The sequence below is a fragment of the Hymenobacter segetis genome (genome assembly GCF_038448715.1).
GTDB classification, from domain to species: domain Bacteria; phylum Bacteroidota; class Bacteroidia; order Cytophagales; family Hymenobacteraceae; genus Hymenobacter; species Hymenobacter segetis.
This window is the reverse complement of sequence record NZ_JBCEVZ010000028.1, coordinates 28,501-44,848: the sequence shown is the minus strand read 5'-3', so window position 1 is coordinate 44,848 and position 16,348 is coordinate 28,501. Positions and strand designations below refer to the sequence as shown.

Genomic DNA, 16,348 nt, shown 5'->3' with positions numbered 1-16,348 from the left:
TAGTTAGACCCCGCACTATCAGCCTATCACTGGCTGGGTAGTGCGGGGTTTATTGCTGAAAGGCTGTGGTCGTATTCCCAATGGCAGTTCGGGCAAAGCACCAGAATATTCTCTGGCCCTGACACCTCTTGCACCATGACGGAATCAGGGAAAGCGCTAATGGGCTGAATGTGGCAATATTCAACGTGTTTATCATAGCCGTATGCCTGGCAAGTGCGTGGCCTGTGCGCGTTCAACAGCCGGGTGATACTGTTCAGGTAGCCCCGGTAATAGCTGGGATGCTTGATAGCGTCTTTCGCTTTGAGCTGTGCCACCGTTAGCAATCGGTAGTCAGCTTTGCGCTTGCCGTGCACCGCGCAAAACTGCCGGCTGCCCGGAATCAGCGTGTCGCACTCTTGGCATTTGCGCGTCAGCTGCCGCTTGGGGGCCTGTTGGTTAGTATGGATGGCCGCATGCGACCGGGAGCAATATTTGGGGTTCGCCGTGGCAATGCCGCAGTGCAGGCAATTATTCATGCCTCAAATTACTGGATATTGCTGCTTCATTCCCTGCCCCGCCGCAATGAAGAAACTCCTGCCCCTGCTGTTGCTCACCGCAACTACAGCTCAAGCCCAAAAAACCACCCAGCCCGAAAACCTCGTCCAATACGCGCACCCCATGGTGGGCACGCAGAAGATGGGCCACACCTACCCCGGCGCCACCGTACCCTTCGGCATGGTACAGCTCTCGCCCGATACCGACACCATCAGCTACGAGCTGAACGGCAAGTACAACCCCGACATCTACAAGTACTGCGCGGGGTATAACTACGACGACCGCACCATCGTCGGCTTCAGCCACACGCACTTCAGCGGTACGGGGCACTCCGATTTGGGCGACTTCCTGCTCATGCCCACCACCGGCCCGCTCCAGCTCAACCCCGGCACCGCCGACCGGCCCCAGAGCGGCTACCGCTCTGCCTTCTCGCACCAGAACGAGGTGGCCGAGCCGGCTTACTACCGGGTGAAGCTCGACGACCACAACATCCTCGCCGAGCTCACGGCCACCACCCGCGTGGGCTTCCACCAGTACACGTTTCCGGGGACTGAGCCGGCGCACATCATTCTGGATATGATGGCCGGCATCTACAACTACCCCGACAAGAACGTGTGGAGCTACGTGCGCATCGAAAACGACTCGCTCGTGACCGGCTACCGCCAAACCACTGGCTGGGGCCGCACCCGCACCGAGTACTTCGCCATGCAGTTCTCGAAGCCCTTCAAAAGCTATGGCGCCCGCAAGTACGACCCCAAGGAAGTGTACCGGGGCTTCTGGGGCCGCTTCGACCAGACCAAAAACTGGCCCGAGCAGGCCGGCCGCCAGCTGCGCCTCTACTTCGATTTCAATACTGTGGCGGGCGAGAAAATCAAGGTCAAGTTTGCGCTCTCGTCCGTAAGCGCAGCCGGGGCGCTGGCCAACATGCGCGCCGAGCTGCCCGGCTGGAATTTCGACCAGACCCGCCGCGCCGGCCAGCAGCTCTGGCAGCAGGAGCTGAGCAAAATCACCATCCAAACGCCCAACCGGGCCGATAAGGAGAACTTCTACACGGCCCTCTACCACGCCTGCCTCAGCCCTACTGTTTACGAAGATGCCAATCGTGGGCAGTATCGGGGCCTTGACCAAACGACTCAATTCAGCTACTCTGGGTTTCATTCCAGAAACGGCTTTACCAATTACACCACCTTCTCGCTCTGGGATACCTTCCGGGCCCTGCACCCGCTGTTCAACCTTATCCAGCCCAAGCGCAACGCCGACATGGTGAAGAGCATGCTGGCTCACTACGACCAGAGCCCCGAGCACATGCTCCCCGTGTGGAGCCACCACGCCAACGAGAACTGGTGCATGAGCGGCTACCACAGCGTATCCGTAATTGCTGATGCTGTTATTAATGGCGGTGAGCTAACAGCTGACGATGCCGAGCGCGCTTTGGCCGCTTGCGTAACTACTGCCCGCCACCGCTGGTATGATGGCCTTGGCGAATATATCAACCTCGGCTATGTGCCCAACGAGCGCAGTGGCACTTCTGTATCGAACACCCTCGAATATGCCTACGACGACTGGTGCATCGCCCAGCTCGCCCAGAAACTCGGCCACGCCGACCTCTACCAGGAGTTCAGCAAGCGCGCCACCAACTGGCAAAACGTGTTCGACCCGCGCGCCAACGCCATGCGCCCGCGCCTGGCCGACGGCAGCTTCCGCCCCACATTCGACGTGCTGAGCACCAACGGCCAGGGCTTCATCGAGGGCAACGCCTGGAACTACACCCTCGCCGTGCCCCACGACCCCGCCGGCCTCATTGCCCGCATGGGCGGCAACCGCCGCTTCGTGCCCCACCTCGATTCGCTCTTCACCATGCACCTGCCCGACTCGTTCTTCGCCGAAACCGAGGACATCACCCGCGAGGGCATCATCGGGGGCTACGTGCACGGCAACGAGCCCGCCCACCACGCCGCCTACCTCTACAACTACACCGACCAGCCCTGGAAAACCCAGGCCCAGGTCCGCAACATCCTCGCCCGCCAGTACCACCCCACCCCCGACGGCCTCGGCGGCAACGACGACTGCGGCCAGATGAGCGCCTGGTACCTCTTCTCGGCCCTCGGTTTCTACCCCGTCGCCCCCGGTTCGGGCCAGTACGCCCTCGGCAGCCCCCTCGTGCACGGAGCCGTGCTGCACCTCGAAAACGGCCAGTCCTTCACCATCCAGGTCAAAAACCAAAGCGCCAAAAACGTCTACGTGCAGCAAGTCACCCTCAACGGGCAAAAGCTGACACAGCCGTTTCTGGCGCAGCAGGACGTGGCGAAGGGTGGCGGGCTAGTGTTTGTGATGGGAGCGCGGCCGGCGCGGAAGTAGATTTAACTTCCCTTACAAGTCTTAAGTTGAGCCATGACTGAGCAATGGATAGAACACAAATGGATATTTGAGCCGGATGGCGGCTTGTTAGATATTTATGTTCAAGAAGTGGATATTGATGTTTGGATGCAATTAATTGACTTTATCAATAAAAATTACAACCCGCATTTCGGTCCTTTGGAAGAAGGAGACACTAGGCCCGGCATTGATAAAGACTATATAAAAAGAATGTTTGTGGATGAATCAGGCGAGCTTGACCGCAAGACCAGTTCATTCACAATTGAAGGCATAACTGTTAACTGCCATTTCTTCTTACAAGATGAAATTGAGTTTGATATTGACCCCCGAGAATTTAAAAAACAGATTCAAATTGATGCTATTATAAAATTCATGCAGGCTGTTAGCTGGAATTTAGAGAGAGAAGTAATTCTGACCGCAGAAGGAGCAGCAGAATATCCATTAATCACCATAAACGTTGGTGAAGGCCTTCTCAAAATTTCTACTCAAGCAGAACTTAAAAAGATATATGATAGAAATCACACAATCTTTAGCAGGATAAGAGCCATGTATTTTCGCAGCCTTATCAAGCTAATACCTTTGTTTAGCAACTCTAAATTTAGAGATTGGCTAGTGTCTTATGTTATAGGTTTAACTAATGCCAATAACATTCATACAGCTACCAAGAAGAAGTAATTATCTATCTGCCTTGAAACGCAAAAAAGCCGCCCGCTCCCCAACCGGAAGCGGGCGGCTTCATTTCCAATCCTTCCGAAACTTACGCCTCGCCCGGTTTCTCCTTGCCGCTGCCGCCGCCGGAATTGAGAATCTTGCGGGCCTGCGTGTAGCCGTCGTAGAGCGGGCGGTCGAGCAGCTTGCAGGCTTTCATGTAACTCTGGCGGCCTGGGGAGCCTATTACCTTCGCTTTCCAAAAAAGCACCTCCGCTTTTGCTTCCTGCCGAAACCGCCGATGGAAACGTATATCGTGGATTCTTTTACCAAAGAACCCTTCAAGGGCAACCCGGCTGGCGTGTGCTTTCCCCGGCAGGAGTTAAGCGCCGAGGCCATGCTGAAAATAGCGCAGGAATTTGGGCTTTCCGAAACGGCTTTCGTGCGCGAAACCAGTGCCGCCGGCAGCTACGCCATCCGCTATTTCTCGCCCAGGCAGGAGATTCCGCTTTGCGGCCACGCCACCCTGGCCGCGGCCAAAGTGCTGTTCAGCAAAACGCCGCAAACGGAAATCCACTTCCTCACCCACGAGCAGGTCGACCTGGCCATCACCCGTCACGGCGACGACATCACCATGACCTTCCCGGTGTATGATACCGTGGCCGCCACCGCGCCGCCGGCCCTGCTGGTCGCCCTGGGCCTGCCCACGGTGGTCAACACCGCATTCAGCCCGAAGAACAAGATTGTCCTCCTCGAAATCGCCGACGACCAGCAGCTGGCCGCCCTCCGGCCCGATTTCGCCGCCCTGCTCCAGTCTCACACCGGAATCAACGGCGTGCTGGTGACAGCCTCCGGCAGCTCGCCGGCCTATGACTACCACTACCGCTACTTCTGGCCCTGGGCCGGCACCAACGAAGACCCCGTCACGGGCGGCGTGCAAACCTTCCTCGCCAAGTACTGGGCCACCCGGCTCCACAAGCCGGTGATGCAGGCCTTCCAATCATCCGGCCGCACCGGCTCCATGCAGGTCGAGCTGCAAGCCGATAAGGTGTTGCTCACCAGCCAGGCCATCATCGTCCTCGAAGGCCAGCTGGTGGCCTTCGATTAATCGTTCCAGCCCATACCCCCATCCGCCATGCTCATCGCCATCCTCAAAACCCTCTTCGACCGCGACCTAGCCAAGCTACAGCAGGAAATCGAAGCCTATCAAACCGAAGAATTCCTGTGGCGCACCGCCCCGGGCATCAGCAACCCGGCCGGCAACCTTTGCCTGCACCTGCTCGGCAACCTCAACACCTACATCGGGGCGGCGCTGGGCCACAGCGGCTACATCCGGCACCGCGACCTGGAGTTCTCCGCCCGCGACATTCCCCGCGCCGAGCTGCTCGCGGGCATCGCCGCCACCCGGCGCGTGGTGGAGGCCGCCCTCACGCCCTTGCAAGACGACCAGCTTGCCACCGAATACCCTCTCGTGGTATTCGAAGCCCCCACGTCGCTGGGCTACATGCTGATGCACCTCACCACTCACCTGGCCTACCACCTGGGCCAAATCAACTACCACCGCCGATTACTGGATAGTCATCTATCCGAAGATTAAATGCTACGACCGGCGTAGCGCCGCAATGCCGCTAATTTTAGCTACAATCTCACCCTGCCAACCCGCCGCCAACGCCGAACCCATGACCGCCGAAGAAGCCCTTTACCTTGCCATCGGCCAGGCCCTGCCCGACGCCGAACAAAGCCAGCTATTCGGCAAGCCCTGCTTCAAAACCAGCGGCAAAGCCTTCATCTGCTTCTTCCAGAACGAAATGGTATTCAAGCTCCCCGGCGACTACCACCACGAAGCCCTCAGCTTCGACGGCTCCCACTTATTTGACCCCTCCGGCAAAAGCCGGCCGATGAGAGAATGGGTGCAGGTGCCCGCTGCCTACCAGGACCAGTGGCCGGCCTACGCCCAGGCCGCCCAGCAGTACGTTGGCGGGCACTAGCCTGGCGAAGAACTAATCATCCAACCCCTTCCCGTTGAGGATTTGCGGCATCCATTTCTCAACCCTTGCCGCCCGGGTTTTGGCCTGCTTGGCGGCCGAGAAATGAAGGAGATACGCCCGTTGCCGGCCCGGCGTCAGGGCCGCAAAAGCCGTTTTCAAGGCCGGGATTTCAGTTAGCTTATCATGAAATTCCTCCGGAATCAGGGACTCCGCACTCGTTTTGAAATCCACTTTCAAACCGCCCTTTTCCACCTCAATAGCCTCCCGCACATAGGATTTCAGGGTAGCTTCCAGCGCCACAATTTCCGGGGCATTGGTAAACCGAATCTGGCGCGTCGCCCGCGTATTCTCCGTTTGCTGGATTAGAATACCCTGGGCATCCTTCAACAGGGCCCCTTTGAAGAACAAAATCGCACAGTATTCTTTAAATACGTGCAGTAAGCAGATGTTCTTTTGCTGCAACGTGTAGCAAGGCACGCCCCACTTCAATTCCTCGGCCAGCCCACAGTCTAGCACGAACGTTCGCAATTGCTCCAGTTCTTCCAGCCACTTCTTGTTTTTACTGAAATAGAAATCGACGGCAGGATTCATTCTATTCATTTGTTGATTGATGGCAATGCGTTATCCGCTTGTTTAGTGCAATTACGCAATAAACCCGGCCCGCTCTCCAACCGGAAGCGGGCCGGTTCTTTTTCACAAGAACTGAAACTCACGATGCGGCCGGTTTCTCCTGCCGTCCGCCGCCGGAGCTGATAACCTTATGGGTTTGCATATGGCCGTCGTGCAGCGGCCAGTGTAGCAGGATGAAGGCATTCAGGCCTTCGTCAAGGGTGCGCTATGGCCAGACGGCACCCTGCTTTTCCCACTGTCATCATTTCCAAGCCAGATGTCCTGCCTGGGGATAGCTGCATTGTATTGCCCATATCATAATTTTTGGTACTAAAGGACGCTATTCTTATACTATCTTTGGCATTTTAGCCACATAGTACCTTTTCAAATCAAAATTATTATAGTATTGTCGGTACGATACTTAAGGGAGCAGTTCAGTTGCGCCTTTGCTCCCGCCAGCCCAGCCCCCGTTCGAAAGCGAAGCGTATGAAAATAACCCCTTACTCACTTACCGCTTTGCTGCTGCTTGGGCTGTTGCTGGGCATCGTACCACGCGCCAGGGCCCAACGAACGCAAATCAAGGGGTTTGTCGATGCCCTGGCTTACTACCAAAATGGCAAAGTAAACTTTGGCCTGGGCGAGCAGGACTTGTTCATCACCTCCGAGATAACAGAGCGGCTGTCGTTTCTGGGCGAAACCGTGTTCAAGTTTTCGCCTGAGTCGCCCACCGATTTCAATATCAGCGTCGAGCGCATTATTCTGAAATACAACTACTCCGGCAACCATAGCGTGCTGCTGGGCAAGCACCACACACCCATCAACTACTGGAACGACACCTACCACCACGGCCGGGTATTCTTCCCCACCATCGACCGGCCCCTGCTATTTGCCCAGGGCATTATCCCGCTCCATACCACGGGCGTGAGCTTGCAGGGGCAGAACCTGGGCCGCCTCCGTTTCGGCTACGATGCGATGGTGGGCAACGGCATCGGGTCGGGCGATGTGGTGGACAACAACCCGTTCAAGTCGGTCACGCTGGCCGTGCACGTGAAGCCCACCGATGGCCTGCGGCTCGGGGCCTCTTACTACCACGATGCCATTTCGAAAGGCAGCACGGTGCACAACCACTCGGGCGGAGTGATGCCGGTGGCCCTGACGCGCATCAATCAGGACATTATGACGGCCTCCGTCTCCTACAATGATTCGGTTTTCACGAAGAAGTTCGAGCTGCTGGCCGAGAGCAGCATGGTCAGCAACCGCTCCGACAGCCTCGGGCAGCAGCGCGCCGTGGCCACCTACGTGTACGCGGGCCTGCGCCTGACCGAAAAGTTTATCCCTTACATCCGGGTCGATGACATTCGGTTTGCCAACCAGGAGGTGTATTTCATGCCCAACAAAACCCAATCCTTCGTCGGGGGGCTGCGCTACGAGCTCAGCTACCTGGCCGTGCTGAAGCTGGAGTACCAACGGGCCAAAAGCCCCCTGTACCCCACCGCCGACAAAGTAACCTTCCAGATTGCCGTGGGCTTTTAACTCGTTATGGATATGGCTTGGCTCTACCGATTTACGTTCTGCGTGCTCCTGCTCATCGGGTGCGGCCACCCGCCCGCGCGGGCACAAGACCAGAACCTCGTGGTGATTGGCAACAGCAAAGGGGTACCGCCCGAGATGAAGCTGGCGCAGCTGAAATCCACGATGAAAGGCGAAAAGCTGCGCTGGCCCGACGGGAGCAAAGTGGTAATCGCGCTGCTGAAAACCACCACGCCCATTGGCCAGAGCACCAGCAAAAAAATCTATAACATGAGCGCCAACGAGCTGAATAAATACTGGCTGGCGCTGGTGTTCCAGGGCAAAGCCGATGCGCCCAACTTCTTCAGTTCCGAAGCCGAGCTGGCCGAATTTGTGGCCCAGACCACCGGCGCCATCGGCGTGGTGAACCAGCCCCTGGCCAGCAGCAAAACCATCACCATCGACGGGAAGAAATCTTTATAGCAACGGCCCCTCCACGGCCTGCTCCACCAGGCCCTACCCCGCATGGCAAACCGCGCCCGCAACCCTCTTCTACTGCAGCTCGTCCGGCACCTGCGCCTCACGGTCAAGACCAAAATCTGGCTGGCAGTGACGAGCATTGTCCTGCTGTTTTCCTTCTTCGTGCTCTTCTACCTGCCCGCCATTCAGGAGCAAAGCCTGCTGAACAACTTCAACAAGGATGTGCAAAACCAGGCTAATACTGTGGCGTTGGGCGTGAAAATTGCCATGACCGAGCAAAATTTCCAGGGTGTGCAAACCGCCATGGACTTTGTGAAGCAGGACCCGCTGCTGCAGTTTGTGAGCCTGGTCCAGACCGATACGGTTTGGGATGCCAACCACACCCAAAGCCACATCACGCGCACGGTATTCAAAACCTACCCCGAGCGCAAGAAAATAAACGTGGACGCGGTTTCCAATGACTTCACGGTCGTGAAACGGGCCGGCTTTAGCACGCCGATAATGAGCGGCGAAATCTTGCTGGCTTCCTCCACGCAGGAGATAGTGCAAAACAAGCGGCATATTCGGCTTACCTCGCTGTTTTTCAGCTTCGTGGTGTTCAGCATTGGCATCGGCATCGGGTTTGTGCTGGCGAAGAACATTTCCGTGCCCGTGCTGAAGCTGCGTGACGCCGCCACCAAGGTGGGCCGGGGCGACCTCACGCAGCGCGTGCCGAGCAATTCGCGGGATGAGATTGGGGAGCTGGGCACAGCCTTCAACAAAATGGTTACCGACCTCTCAACCACCCGCCACGAGCTGGAAGCCCGTAGCAGCGAGCTGTTGGTTGAAAAAAAGAAGTCCGACGACTTGCTCGAAGGCCTCAAGAAAACGCTGGCCGACCTGCGCGAAACCCAGGAGCAACTAATTCGGCAGGAGAAGCTGGTGTCCATCGGCCAGCTCACCAAGGGGCTGGTCGACCGGCTACTGAACCCGCTGAGCTACGTGAATAATTTTGCCGAAATGTCGAATGAGCTCCTCGATGAGTGCCGGCAGCTGCTCGGCCAGGAGCCCTACGCCACCGATGCCTACGTCCAGACGGAGCTGGTGCCGCTGCTGGCCCTGATTGAAAGCAACACCGGCAAAATCAACGACCACGGCGCGAGCATGACGCGCATAGTTCGCAGCATGGACAAGCTGCTCCAGGCCAAATCGGTGCAATTCGTCGAAGTCGATATCAATGCGTTTGTTGATGAGCAGCTGGCCGCGTATCGCAAGGAGGTGGATGAAGACGACCGCACGATTCCCGTGGAGCTGGTGAAAGACGCCAACGAGGAAAACGTGTCGGCGCGAATTGTACCCGCCGAAATAAGCACGGTCTTGTTCAGCCTGCTCAATAATGCACTGTATTCGGTGCGCGAAAAATCCCGGCTAAACCCGGCTTTTCAACCCCGGCTCACGGTCACGACGGCATTTCAGGCGGCCGAGGTAAAAATTCAGATTCGGGACAATGGCCCGGGCATCTCGGAGGTTGAAAAGGGGCAGTTATTCTCTCCTTTCTTCACCACCAAGCCCACCTCCAAAGGCACCGGCCTGGGGCTGTTCATCAGCCAGGATATTGTAAAGAACCACAAAGGCCACATCACCGTGGAAACCCAGCCCGACGTGTGCACCACTTTCACCATCAGCCTACCTACGGTAGCCTATGCATAGGGCAGGGTCGGATTTTACCGAAACAGCCAGCGGCACCATCGACCAATCATTATAAAAAACCCGGAAAGCATTAGTTCCAAAACCTTTACTAGTGACATTAATCAGCCTATCAATCCAAGAAATCGAAATTTGTAGTATGTTAGTCGTCCAATTATTTAACCCTTTAGTTTAGCCACCCAATGGCCCCCTCCGCTACTCCTATTCTTGACCGCAGCAACGTTACCATTTCCGGCGCTACCGGCCCCGGCACCCAGGCCATTGTCTTCCTGCACGGCCTCGGCGGCGACCAGCACGACTGGCGCCTCATCGCCCCCGCCTTTGAAGACCAGTACCAGGTCATCCTCCTCGACCTGATTGGGGCGGGCCAGTCCGACCTCAGCGCCTATCAGCCCGCCACCACCCACAGCACCCTCGCTGGCCACGCCACTGACCTGCTGGACGTACTCAGCGCCCTGGCCCTGCACGATGTCGTATTCGTGGGCCATTCCGTGGCCAGCATGATTGGCGTGATTGCCGCCGTGCGCGAGCCCCAGCGCTTCGCCAAAATGGTCCTTATCTCGCCCTCGCCCCGCTTCATCAATGAAACCGGCTATGCCGGCGGCTTTGAGCAAAAGGACATCAACGAGCTGTTGGCCGCCATGGAGGCCGACTATAACGGCTGGTCGCACGGCTTCTCGCCCGTGATGGTGGGCCAGCAGGACAGCCCCGAGCTGGTAATGGCGCTCACCAACAGCTTCGTGCGCACCAACCCCGAAATCGCCAAGCATTTCGCACGCGTCACCTTCTTCTCCGACACCCGCGCCGAGCTCGGCTTCCTCACCATACCCACCCTCATCATCCAGTCGGCGCACGATGTCATCGCCCCCCTCGCCGTGGGCCACTACATCAACGAGCAGCTGGCCGACAGTCGCATGGTAGTCATCGAAACCAACGGCCACCTCCCTCACCTCTCGGCCCCCCAGGAAACCCTCTCCGCCATGGACCATTTCCTGCACCACGAAACGGTGCTGTAGGGCGGTTGGGTAGTCTAGCCTATTTTAGAACGTCATGCTGAGCGGAGTCGAAGCATCTCTACCGCGCAACTAATCCCAATCGAAAGGAATAGTATTGCGGTAGAGATGCTTCGACTACGCTCAGCATGACGTTCTTTTTTGCTCGTTTCCTCTACCCTCCTCCCCCTCACAGCCGAATACTAAACGCCAGCGGCTCCACCGCCCAGGCCCCTACCGCCCCCCGATACACCACTCGCACCCCCGCCTCCACCGGCGTGCGCAACCGCAGCACATTAAACAGCACCAGCAAATCGCCCCCCACGTTGCGGTAATTAAGCTGCGCCGCCGCCCCCCGGAAATCATTGCCCTGCGCGAAATCGCCAAATAGCGTAGCCCGCAGCCGCTGCACATACAGCAGCCGCCCCAGCTCCCAGTGCGTGTAGCCCAGCGGCAGGAAATAATCTACGCTGCTCACTCCCAGCCGGTCAAAACTGGTGTAACCCTCGCCCCTTGGAAACGACACGGCGGGTGCAAACTGGTACTGCATCTGGTCCTGCCACTGGTAGCCGGCGCGCAGCCGCAAGGCGTGGTGCTGCCCCAGCCCCGGCAGAAACACGCTGCCCTGCGCCGCCAATTGCCGCGCTTCCAGACCCGTCCCAAACGGTGTGGTGCGCCACGTGCCCAGAAAAGTGTAGCCCAGCGTAGGCGCAATTCCCCGCGCCGGCGCCTTGCGCTGCTTCACGTAGCTGAGGGTGGTTTGCAAAGCATTGAGGGGCGAATTGGGGCTGACCTCAGAGAGCTTGCGGGCTGGCAGGTCGTAGCCATACACCTGCTCGTGCAGGAAGTAGGTACCCAGCGACATGGCCTCCAGAAATTTGGAATGCGTGAGGTTGAGCGGCAGCCGCAGCCCGGCCGTGAGGCGAGCGTACTGCCACTGGTCGCGGTAGACAGCACCCCGATAGATGATGGCTGCATCGCGCCCGCCATACGTCACGTCTGCATCCAGCACCGGGAAACGGCCTTGGTAGCTGAGCGCCCCCGTCACGTTGAAGGTGCGCTCCACCTGGTCGTAGCCCAGCCCGGCGAAGGCCTGCGTGGTGTTCAGCAAATCCTGCGAGCGCAGTCCTACGCTCACCGTGTTGCCGCTCGGGCTCTGCACCACGCCGTAGCTGAACAGGTTGAAAGCGTGCGCCAGCGGCTGGTAGCGCCGCACCCCATAGCGCGGCAGCACGGAATCGGCCCGCGTGGCCAGCAGGTGCGGCACCAGCCGCCCCGCCGGCTCCTGCGCCGTGAGGGCCGCCGCGTAGGGGCCGGGTATATCGGCGGTAGCCGTGGGCACGGGCACCCAAGTCGTAGTATCAAGCGGCATCTCAACCACTCGCGCCCCGGTGGCCCGGTAGTCGTGGAAGGCCAGCGTGCGTCCATCGGGCGAGATAGCCGCTTGGTACGCCCCAAACGGCCGCGCCGTGACGCGGTAGGTCTGCCCGGTGCGGGCACTCACGGCGTAGATGTTATCGATACCCGATTGGGCCGAGTTGTAGAGCACGAAATCGCGCCAGGGCTGTGGATTAGCCAGGTTGAGGTTGGTCACGGGCAGCAGGGCTTTTGAAGTGCCGGTGCTGGGGTCAATAACCGCAATGGTTTTGCCGGCGGCGCTCAGCGTCACGGTCACCAGGCGGCGGCCGTCGGGGTGCCAGCGGGGCTGCTGGTAGAAGTCGTTGGCGGGGTTGGGCAGGGCCTGGATTTCGGTTCCGGTTTGGGCATCGAGAATGACGAGGGCATGGTGGTAAGCGGCATCGGTGCGGGCGGCCACCAGCCGCCGCCCATCGGGTGAGAGGGCGGCAGCCGAGTAGCGCTGCCCCTTGCCGATGCGCGTAATTCGGCCAGTTTTCAGGTCCAGCACCTTCAGCTCCGAAGCAATGCGCTGGCCCCAGCGGGCATTCTGCTGGTACTCGGGCCATACAGCCCGGCCACCGCTTACCGACAGCATTTCGGGGATGTTAATCTGGCCCGGCACGTAGGCCACCTGCTCGCCTCCGTGCCGACTCAGCAGCACGAAGCGCGGGATGATGGCGAGGCCGGTTTTCAGGGCCAGCACCGTGCTGTCATTCACGTACTGCGGGTATTGGTACTGGGTGAAGATTTTCCCAACCCCAACCTGCTTCAGCTCCCGCACTGGCGTAGCGGCCGGCTGCTCCCGCTGCTGCACCCACCACAGCGAGTCGATTTCCGCCATGCTGCGGGCGTACACCTGCTCCACCCGCAGGCCGGTGGTGCGCCGGATGCCGTTGGAAAACGAGAACGGGTAGAACGGAAACCGGTAATACTTGTCCAGCACTTTGGCCCACACATCGGGGCCATAGTGGGTTTTCAGGTAGGAAGTCATGAAGTAGCCCAGCACGTACCAATCGGGCACATTGTCTACCAGCGAGCCGTTCACCGCCTTCTGGTAGCTGTAGTTGAAGCCGCTGTGCAGGTTGGCCCGCAGGCCCACGTTGAAATTCGGGATACGCCCGCGCCCGCTGCGCGTCAGGGCCGTTTCGGTGCCCACCGCGTCGCCCTCAAAAAACCACTGCGGCACGCCCACCGCCGCAATGCCCAGCGCCCCGTCGCCAAACAGCGGCCCCAGCACCCGCCCCACGCCCTGCCGGGCCTTCTCGAACTGCCCCACGTGCCGGAACTCGTGCACCGCCAGCCCATCGAGCCAGTCCACCGTGCCCAGCCCAAACCCCTGCTGCGGCGTGGTAAAAAACTCCGCGTGCCGGGGCAAAAACGTCACGAAGCCGTTGCTGACCGTGGTCTGGTTCTGCATCACCACCGCAATGGGGCGCGGGTTCACGCCCAGCGTGGCCACATCCGGCCCGTGCAGTTGCTCCAGCCGCGCCGCCGTGCGCTGCGCCGCCGAGTCGATGCCGCCCGCATACAGCACCCGGAAATGCGGCGTGCGCACCTCGCGCCAGCGCAGCTCAGGCGGGTTTTGGGGAAGGATGGGCAGGCTTTGGGCGCGGGCCGGCGCGGTAAGAATCAGGCTCAGCAGCCCCTGCAACAACAAACGACGCATGCGTAGCGGGTGGAATCGGCGGGAATAGATAAATTGGGCATTAAAGAACGTCATGCTTCAGCTTTGCTGATGCTGGCGGCGCCTGACGCTGTGCCTAAGTCCACGCATCTGAACTTTCGTGAAGCAAATGCGTTAGGCTAAAAAAATAATTGATGTAGCAACATCAAATGTAGCAACACCGGTTATCTTTGTATTCTCAATTCACCGTTTCAACCCCCAACGTCATGTCCGAAACCACCGCCACCGCCACCAAATGGGTGCTCGACCCCACGCACTCCGAAGTACAGTTCAAAATCAAGCACCTGGTTATTTCCACCGTTACCGGCTCGTTCAACACCTTCGCGGGCACGTTGGAATCGGCCAGCGACGACAACTTTGAGAACGCCAAAGTCGAGTTTTCGCTCGATGTGGATAGCATCAACACCAACCAGGAGCAGCGCGACGCCCACCTGCGCGGCGAGGAGTTCTTCGACTCGGCCAAGTTCCCACACATCAAGTTTGAGTCGACCTCCTTCGTGAAAACCGGCGGCAACGAGTACAAAGTGACCGGCAACCTGACCGTGAAAGACGTGACCAAGCCCGTAACCCTGGAAGCCGAATACGGCGGCTCGGCCGTCGATTTCTACGGCAACCACAAGGCTGGCTTCGAGGTAACCGGCAAAATCAACCGCAAAGAATTCGGCCTCACCTGGGGTGCCGTGACGGAAGCCGGCTCCATCGTGGTGGGCGACGACGTGAAGCTGATTTTCAACGTGCAGTTCGCCAAGCAGGCGTAATTGCAGTTCGTTACTGCTTGAAAAGCGGCGGCTTCTTCGGAGGCCGCCGCTTTTTTGTGGGCCATGCAACGCCGCACGGCAACTGCCGGTCAGGGCTATAATTCCGGTTATTTCACTTTTCCAGCCCTGCTTATGCTTCGCCTCTCATCCTCTCTCTGCCTGGCCGCGCTCACGGCCGGCTCGCTCCTCGGCTGCAAAAAAGACTGCGCTAAACCGCAACCCGACTGCTACAACGGCACAGTGGTGGCCACTACCTGCATGTTGGGCGTTTTGGTTGATGTTGACCCGGCTTATCCCATCGGGGCCCGGGCGGTTTCGGTGTACGGCAACCGCTTTTTGGGCAACAACGTGGTGGCCGTGGCCAACTCCGCCAGCCTGGGCAATCTGGGCCATCGGTTGTACTTCACTTATACCAAGGCCTCGACTGGCCCCGGCATGGCATGTCTGGCGGCCGATGGCACGACCACCCCGGTGCCCTTCGTCACGCTCAGCAACCTCTCCACGGTATCCTGTGACTCGGTTCGCACGAACTAAGCGCCCGTCTGGCTTTCGATTATTGACCACAAAAAAGGCGGCCTAATTGGGCCGCCTTTTTTTGTGGTTCGATGGCCTTACGCCGACAGCAATTCCTTATCCGGCACGCTCTGGTCCTTGAGGGTGGCGGTGCCGCGCTCCTTGCGCATGATGCGCGAGTAGAGGCTGATTTCCTGGTCGAATAGGAATTTAAAGAAGAGCTTGGTGTAGCTGGTGTGGGCCAGCAGCGGCTCGTAGAACTCGGGCGCAATGGCCTTTATTTTGGGCAAATTATTCCACGGAATGCTGGGCATGTCGTGGTGCTCGTTGTGGAAACCCACGTTGAGGTTGATGCCATTGAGGCGGCCGTAGTAGGAATAGGTTTCCTGCGAGTCGCTGAGGGTGAGGTAGTGCTCCTGAATCCAGCGCGCCCCCAGCGGGTGCAGGCCCACCGAGAACCAGAAGCTGAGGAACAGATACAGCAGCGCCGTCCAGCCGAAGAAGTACACGATGGCCGCATCGAAAGCAATCTGGGCCACAATGTTGGCGGCCACGTAGCGGTCGATGGTAGCTACCTCGCGGCAGCGCGCCGTGCGAATCACCTGAAACAGCGGGAAGAAAAACAGCCAGATGGCCTTGCCAATGCTGTAGTTATGAATCAATTTGGCCTCGTACCAGTCGGGCAGGTCGGCATCCAATTCGTGCACACCCTGAAAAACGTGGTGCTTGATGTGGAAATTCTTGAAGCTGATGGCCGTAGGAAAAATCGACGGAAAATTGGCCAGAATGCCGGTGGCCACGTTCTGCCATATCTTCTTGAAAACCAGATTGTGGGCTGCTTCGTGAATAACTACAAACAGCGTGTGCGAGAAAAACGCGCCCACCAAATAGGCTGCCGGAATGGTCCAGTACCAGGCTTTATCCCGCAGGAAATACGCCAGGGCCACCTGGGCCACCACGCAGCCCAGCCCAATGAGGAAGGTGGTGGGGTTGCGCGTCATCAGCTGCTTCACCTCGGGGTGGGCCTTGATGATTTGGCGGGTGCGGATGCGGTGCGGCTCGGGGGCCGTGGCCACGGTGAAAGCGGTAGGAGCTGATGCCATAAGAAGCAGAAAGTGGGCGCAATGAATAGCGACGCGCCCGGCCTTTCAGACAAAAATACGGCAAATAGGT

The 16,348-nt window shown here is 58.7% G+C and carries 15 protein-coding genes; 11 read left to right on the top strand and 4 right to left on the bottom strand.

The window, feature by feature from the left end:
* Window positions 1-26: 26 nt before the first annotated feature.
* Window positions 27-515, bottom strand: a complete 489-nt coding sequence (locus tag AAFH49_RS12640; RefSeq protein ID WP_342298579.1) for an HNH endonuclease — start codon at window positions 513-515, stop codon at window positions 27-29.
* A gap of 46 nt (window positions 516-561) precedes the next feature.
* Between AAFH49_RS12640 and AAFH49_RS12635 the strand changes: the two genes are divergently transcribed.
* From AAFH49_RS12635 to AAFH49_RS12615, 5 genes are all read left to right on the top strand, one after another.
* Entirely contained in the window at window positions 562-2,892 is a 2,331-nt protein-coding gene (locus AAFH49_RS12635; RefSeq protein ID WP_342298578.1) for a GH92 family glycosyl hydrolase, read from the top strand.
* Between the two features lie 33 nt (window positions 2,893-2,925).
* Window positions 2,926-3,585 carry a hypothetical protein gene (locus AAFH49_RS12630; RefSeq protein WP_342298576.1) on the top strand — a complete coding sequence of 220 codons (660 nt, stop codon included), beginning with the start codon at window positions 2,926-2,928 and terminating at the stop codon, window positions 3,583-3,585.
* A gap of 289 nt (window positions 3,586-3,874) precedes the next feature.
* Window positions 3,875-4,666: a PhzF family phenazine biosynthesis protein gene (locus AAFH49_RS12625; RefSeq protein WP_342298575.1), complete on the top strand. Its 792-nt coding sequence runs from the start codon at window positions 3,875-3,877 to the stop codon at window positions 4,664-4,666.
* 27 nt (window positions 4,667-4,693) lie between these two features.
* Window positions 4,694-5,155: a DinB family protein gene (locus tag AAFH49_RS12620; RefSeq protein ID WP_342298574.1), complete on the top strand. Its 462-nt coding sequence runs from the start codon at window positions 4,694-4,696 to the stop codon at window positions 5,153-5,155.
* Window positions 5,156-5,237: 82 nt separating this feature from the next.
* Window positions 5,238-5,546, top strand: a complete 309-nt coding sequence (locus AAFH49_RS12615) for a hypothetical protein (RefSeq protein ID WP_342298573.1) — start codon at window positions 5,238-5,240, stop codon at window positions 5,544-5,546.
* 12 nt (window positions 5,547-5,558) lie between these two features.
* Here the strand turns inward: AAFH49_RS12615 and AAFH49_RS12610 are convergent, their stop codons facing one another.
* On the bottom strand, window positions 5,559-6,137 hold the full coding sequence (locus AAFH49_RS12610) for a YdeI/OmpD-associated family protein (protein WP_342298571.1): 579 nt from the start codon (window positions 6,135-6,137) through the stop codon (window positions 5,559-5,561).
* 504 nt (window positions 6,138-6,641) lie between these two features.
* Between AAFH49_RS12610 and AAFH49_RS12605 the strand changes: the two genes are divergently transcribed.
* The 4 genes from AAFH49_RS12605 (at window position 6,642) to AAFH49_RS12590 (ending at window position 10,846) form a co-directional block, all read left to right on the top strand.
* Complete coding sequence (locus AAFH49_RS12605; RefSeq protein WP_342298570.1) at window positions 6,642-7,688, top strand: hypothetical protein; 1,047 nt, start codon at window positions 6,642-6,644, stop codon at window positions 7,686-7,688.
* A 12-nt stretch (window positions 7,689-7,700) separates the two neighbouring features.
* A complete protein-coding gene (locus AAFH49_RS12600; protein WP_342298568.1) occupies window positions 7,701-8,147 on the top strand; it encodes a hypothetical protein in 447 nt (148 codons plus the stop codon).
* Between the two features lie 42 nt (window positions 8,148-8,189).
* Window positions 8,190-9,833 carry a sensor histidine kinase gene (locus AAFH49_RS12595; protein WP_342298567.1) on the top strand — a complete coding sequence of 548 codons (1,644 nt, stop codon included), beginning with the start codon at window positions 8,190-8,192 and terminating at the stop codon, window positions 9,831-9,833.
* A 179-nt stretch (window positions 9,834-10,012) separates the two neighbouring features.
* Window positions 10,013-10,846 carry an alpha/beta fold hydrolase gene (locus tag AAFH49_RS12590; protein ID WP_342298566.1) on the top strand — a complete coding sequence of 278 codons (834 nt, stop codon included), beginning with the start codon at window positions 10,013-10,015 and terminating at the stop codon, window positions 10,844-10,846.
* A 166-nt stretch (window positions 10,847-11,012) separates the two neighbouring features.
* Here the strand turns inward: AAFH49_RS12590 and AAFH49_RS12585 are convergent, their stop codons facing one another.
* Window positions 11,013-13,886: a hypothetical protein gene (locus AAFH49_RS12585; protein ID WP_342298564.1), complete on the bottom strand. Its 2,874-nt coding sequence runs from the start codon at window positions 13,884-13,886 to the stop codon at window positions 11,013-11,015.
* Between the two features lie 224 nt (window positions 13,887-14,110).
* Here AAFH49_RS12585 and AAFH49_RS12580 point away from each other — a divergent pair, with 224 nt between their 5' ends.
* Together AAFH49_RS12580 and AAFH49_RS12575 are read left to right on the top strand one after the other, a co-directional pair.
* Window positions 14,111-14,662: a YceI family protein gene (locus AAFH49_RS12580; RefSeq protein WP_342298562.1), complete on the top strand. Its 552-nt coding sequence runs from the start codon at window positions 14,111-14,113 to the stop codon at window positions 14,660-14,662.
* Window positions 14,663-14,794: 132 nt separating this feature from the next.
* Complete coding sequence (locus AAFH49_RS12575) at window positions 14,795-15,196, top strand: hypothetical protein (protein ID WP_342298560.1); 402 nt, start codon at window positions 14,795-14,797, stop codon at window positions 15,194-15,196.
* Between the two features lie 77 nt (window positions 15,197-15,273).
* Here AAFH49_RS12575 and AAFH49_RS12570 read toward each other — a convergent pair whose 3' ends face one another.
* Window positions 15,274-16,278, bottom strand: coding sequence for a fatty acid desaturase (locus tag AAFH49_RS12570; protein WP_342298559.1), 1,005 nt, complete (start codon window positions 16,276-16,278; stop codon window positions 15,274-15,276).
* Window positions 16,279-16,348: the final 70 nt, after the last annotated feature.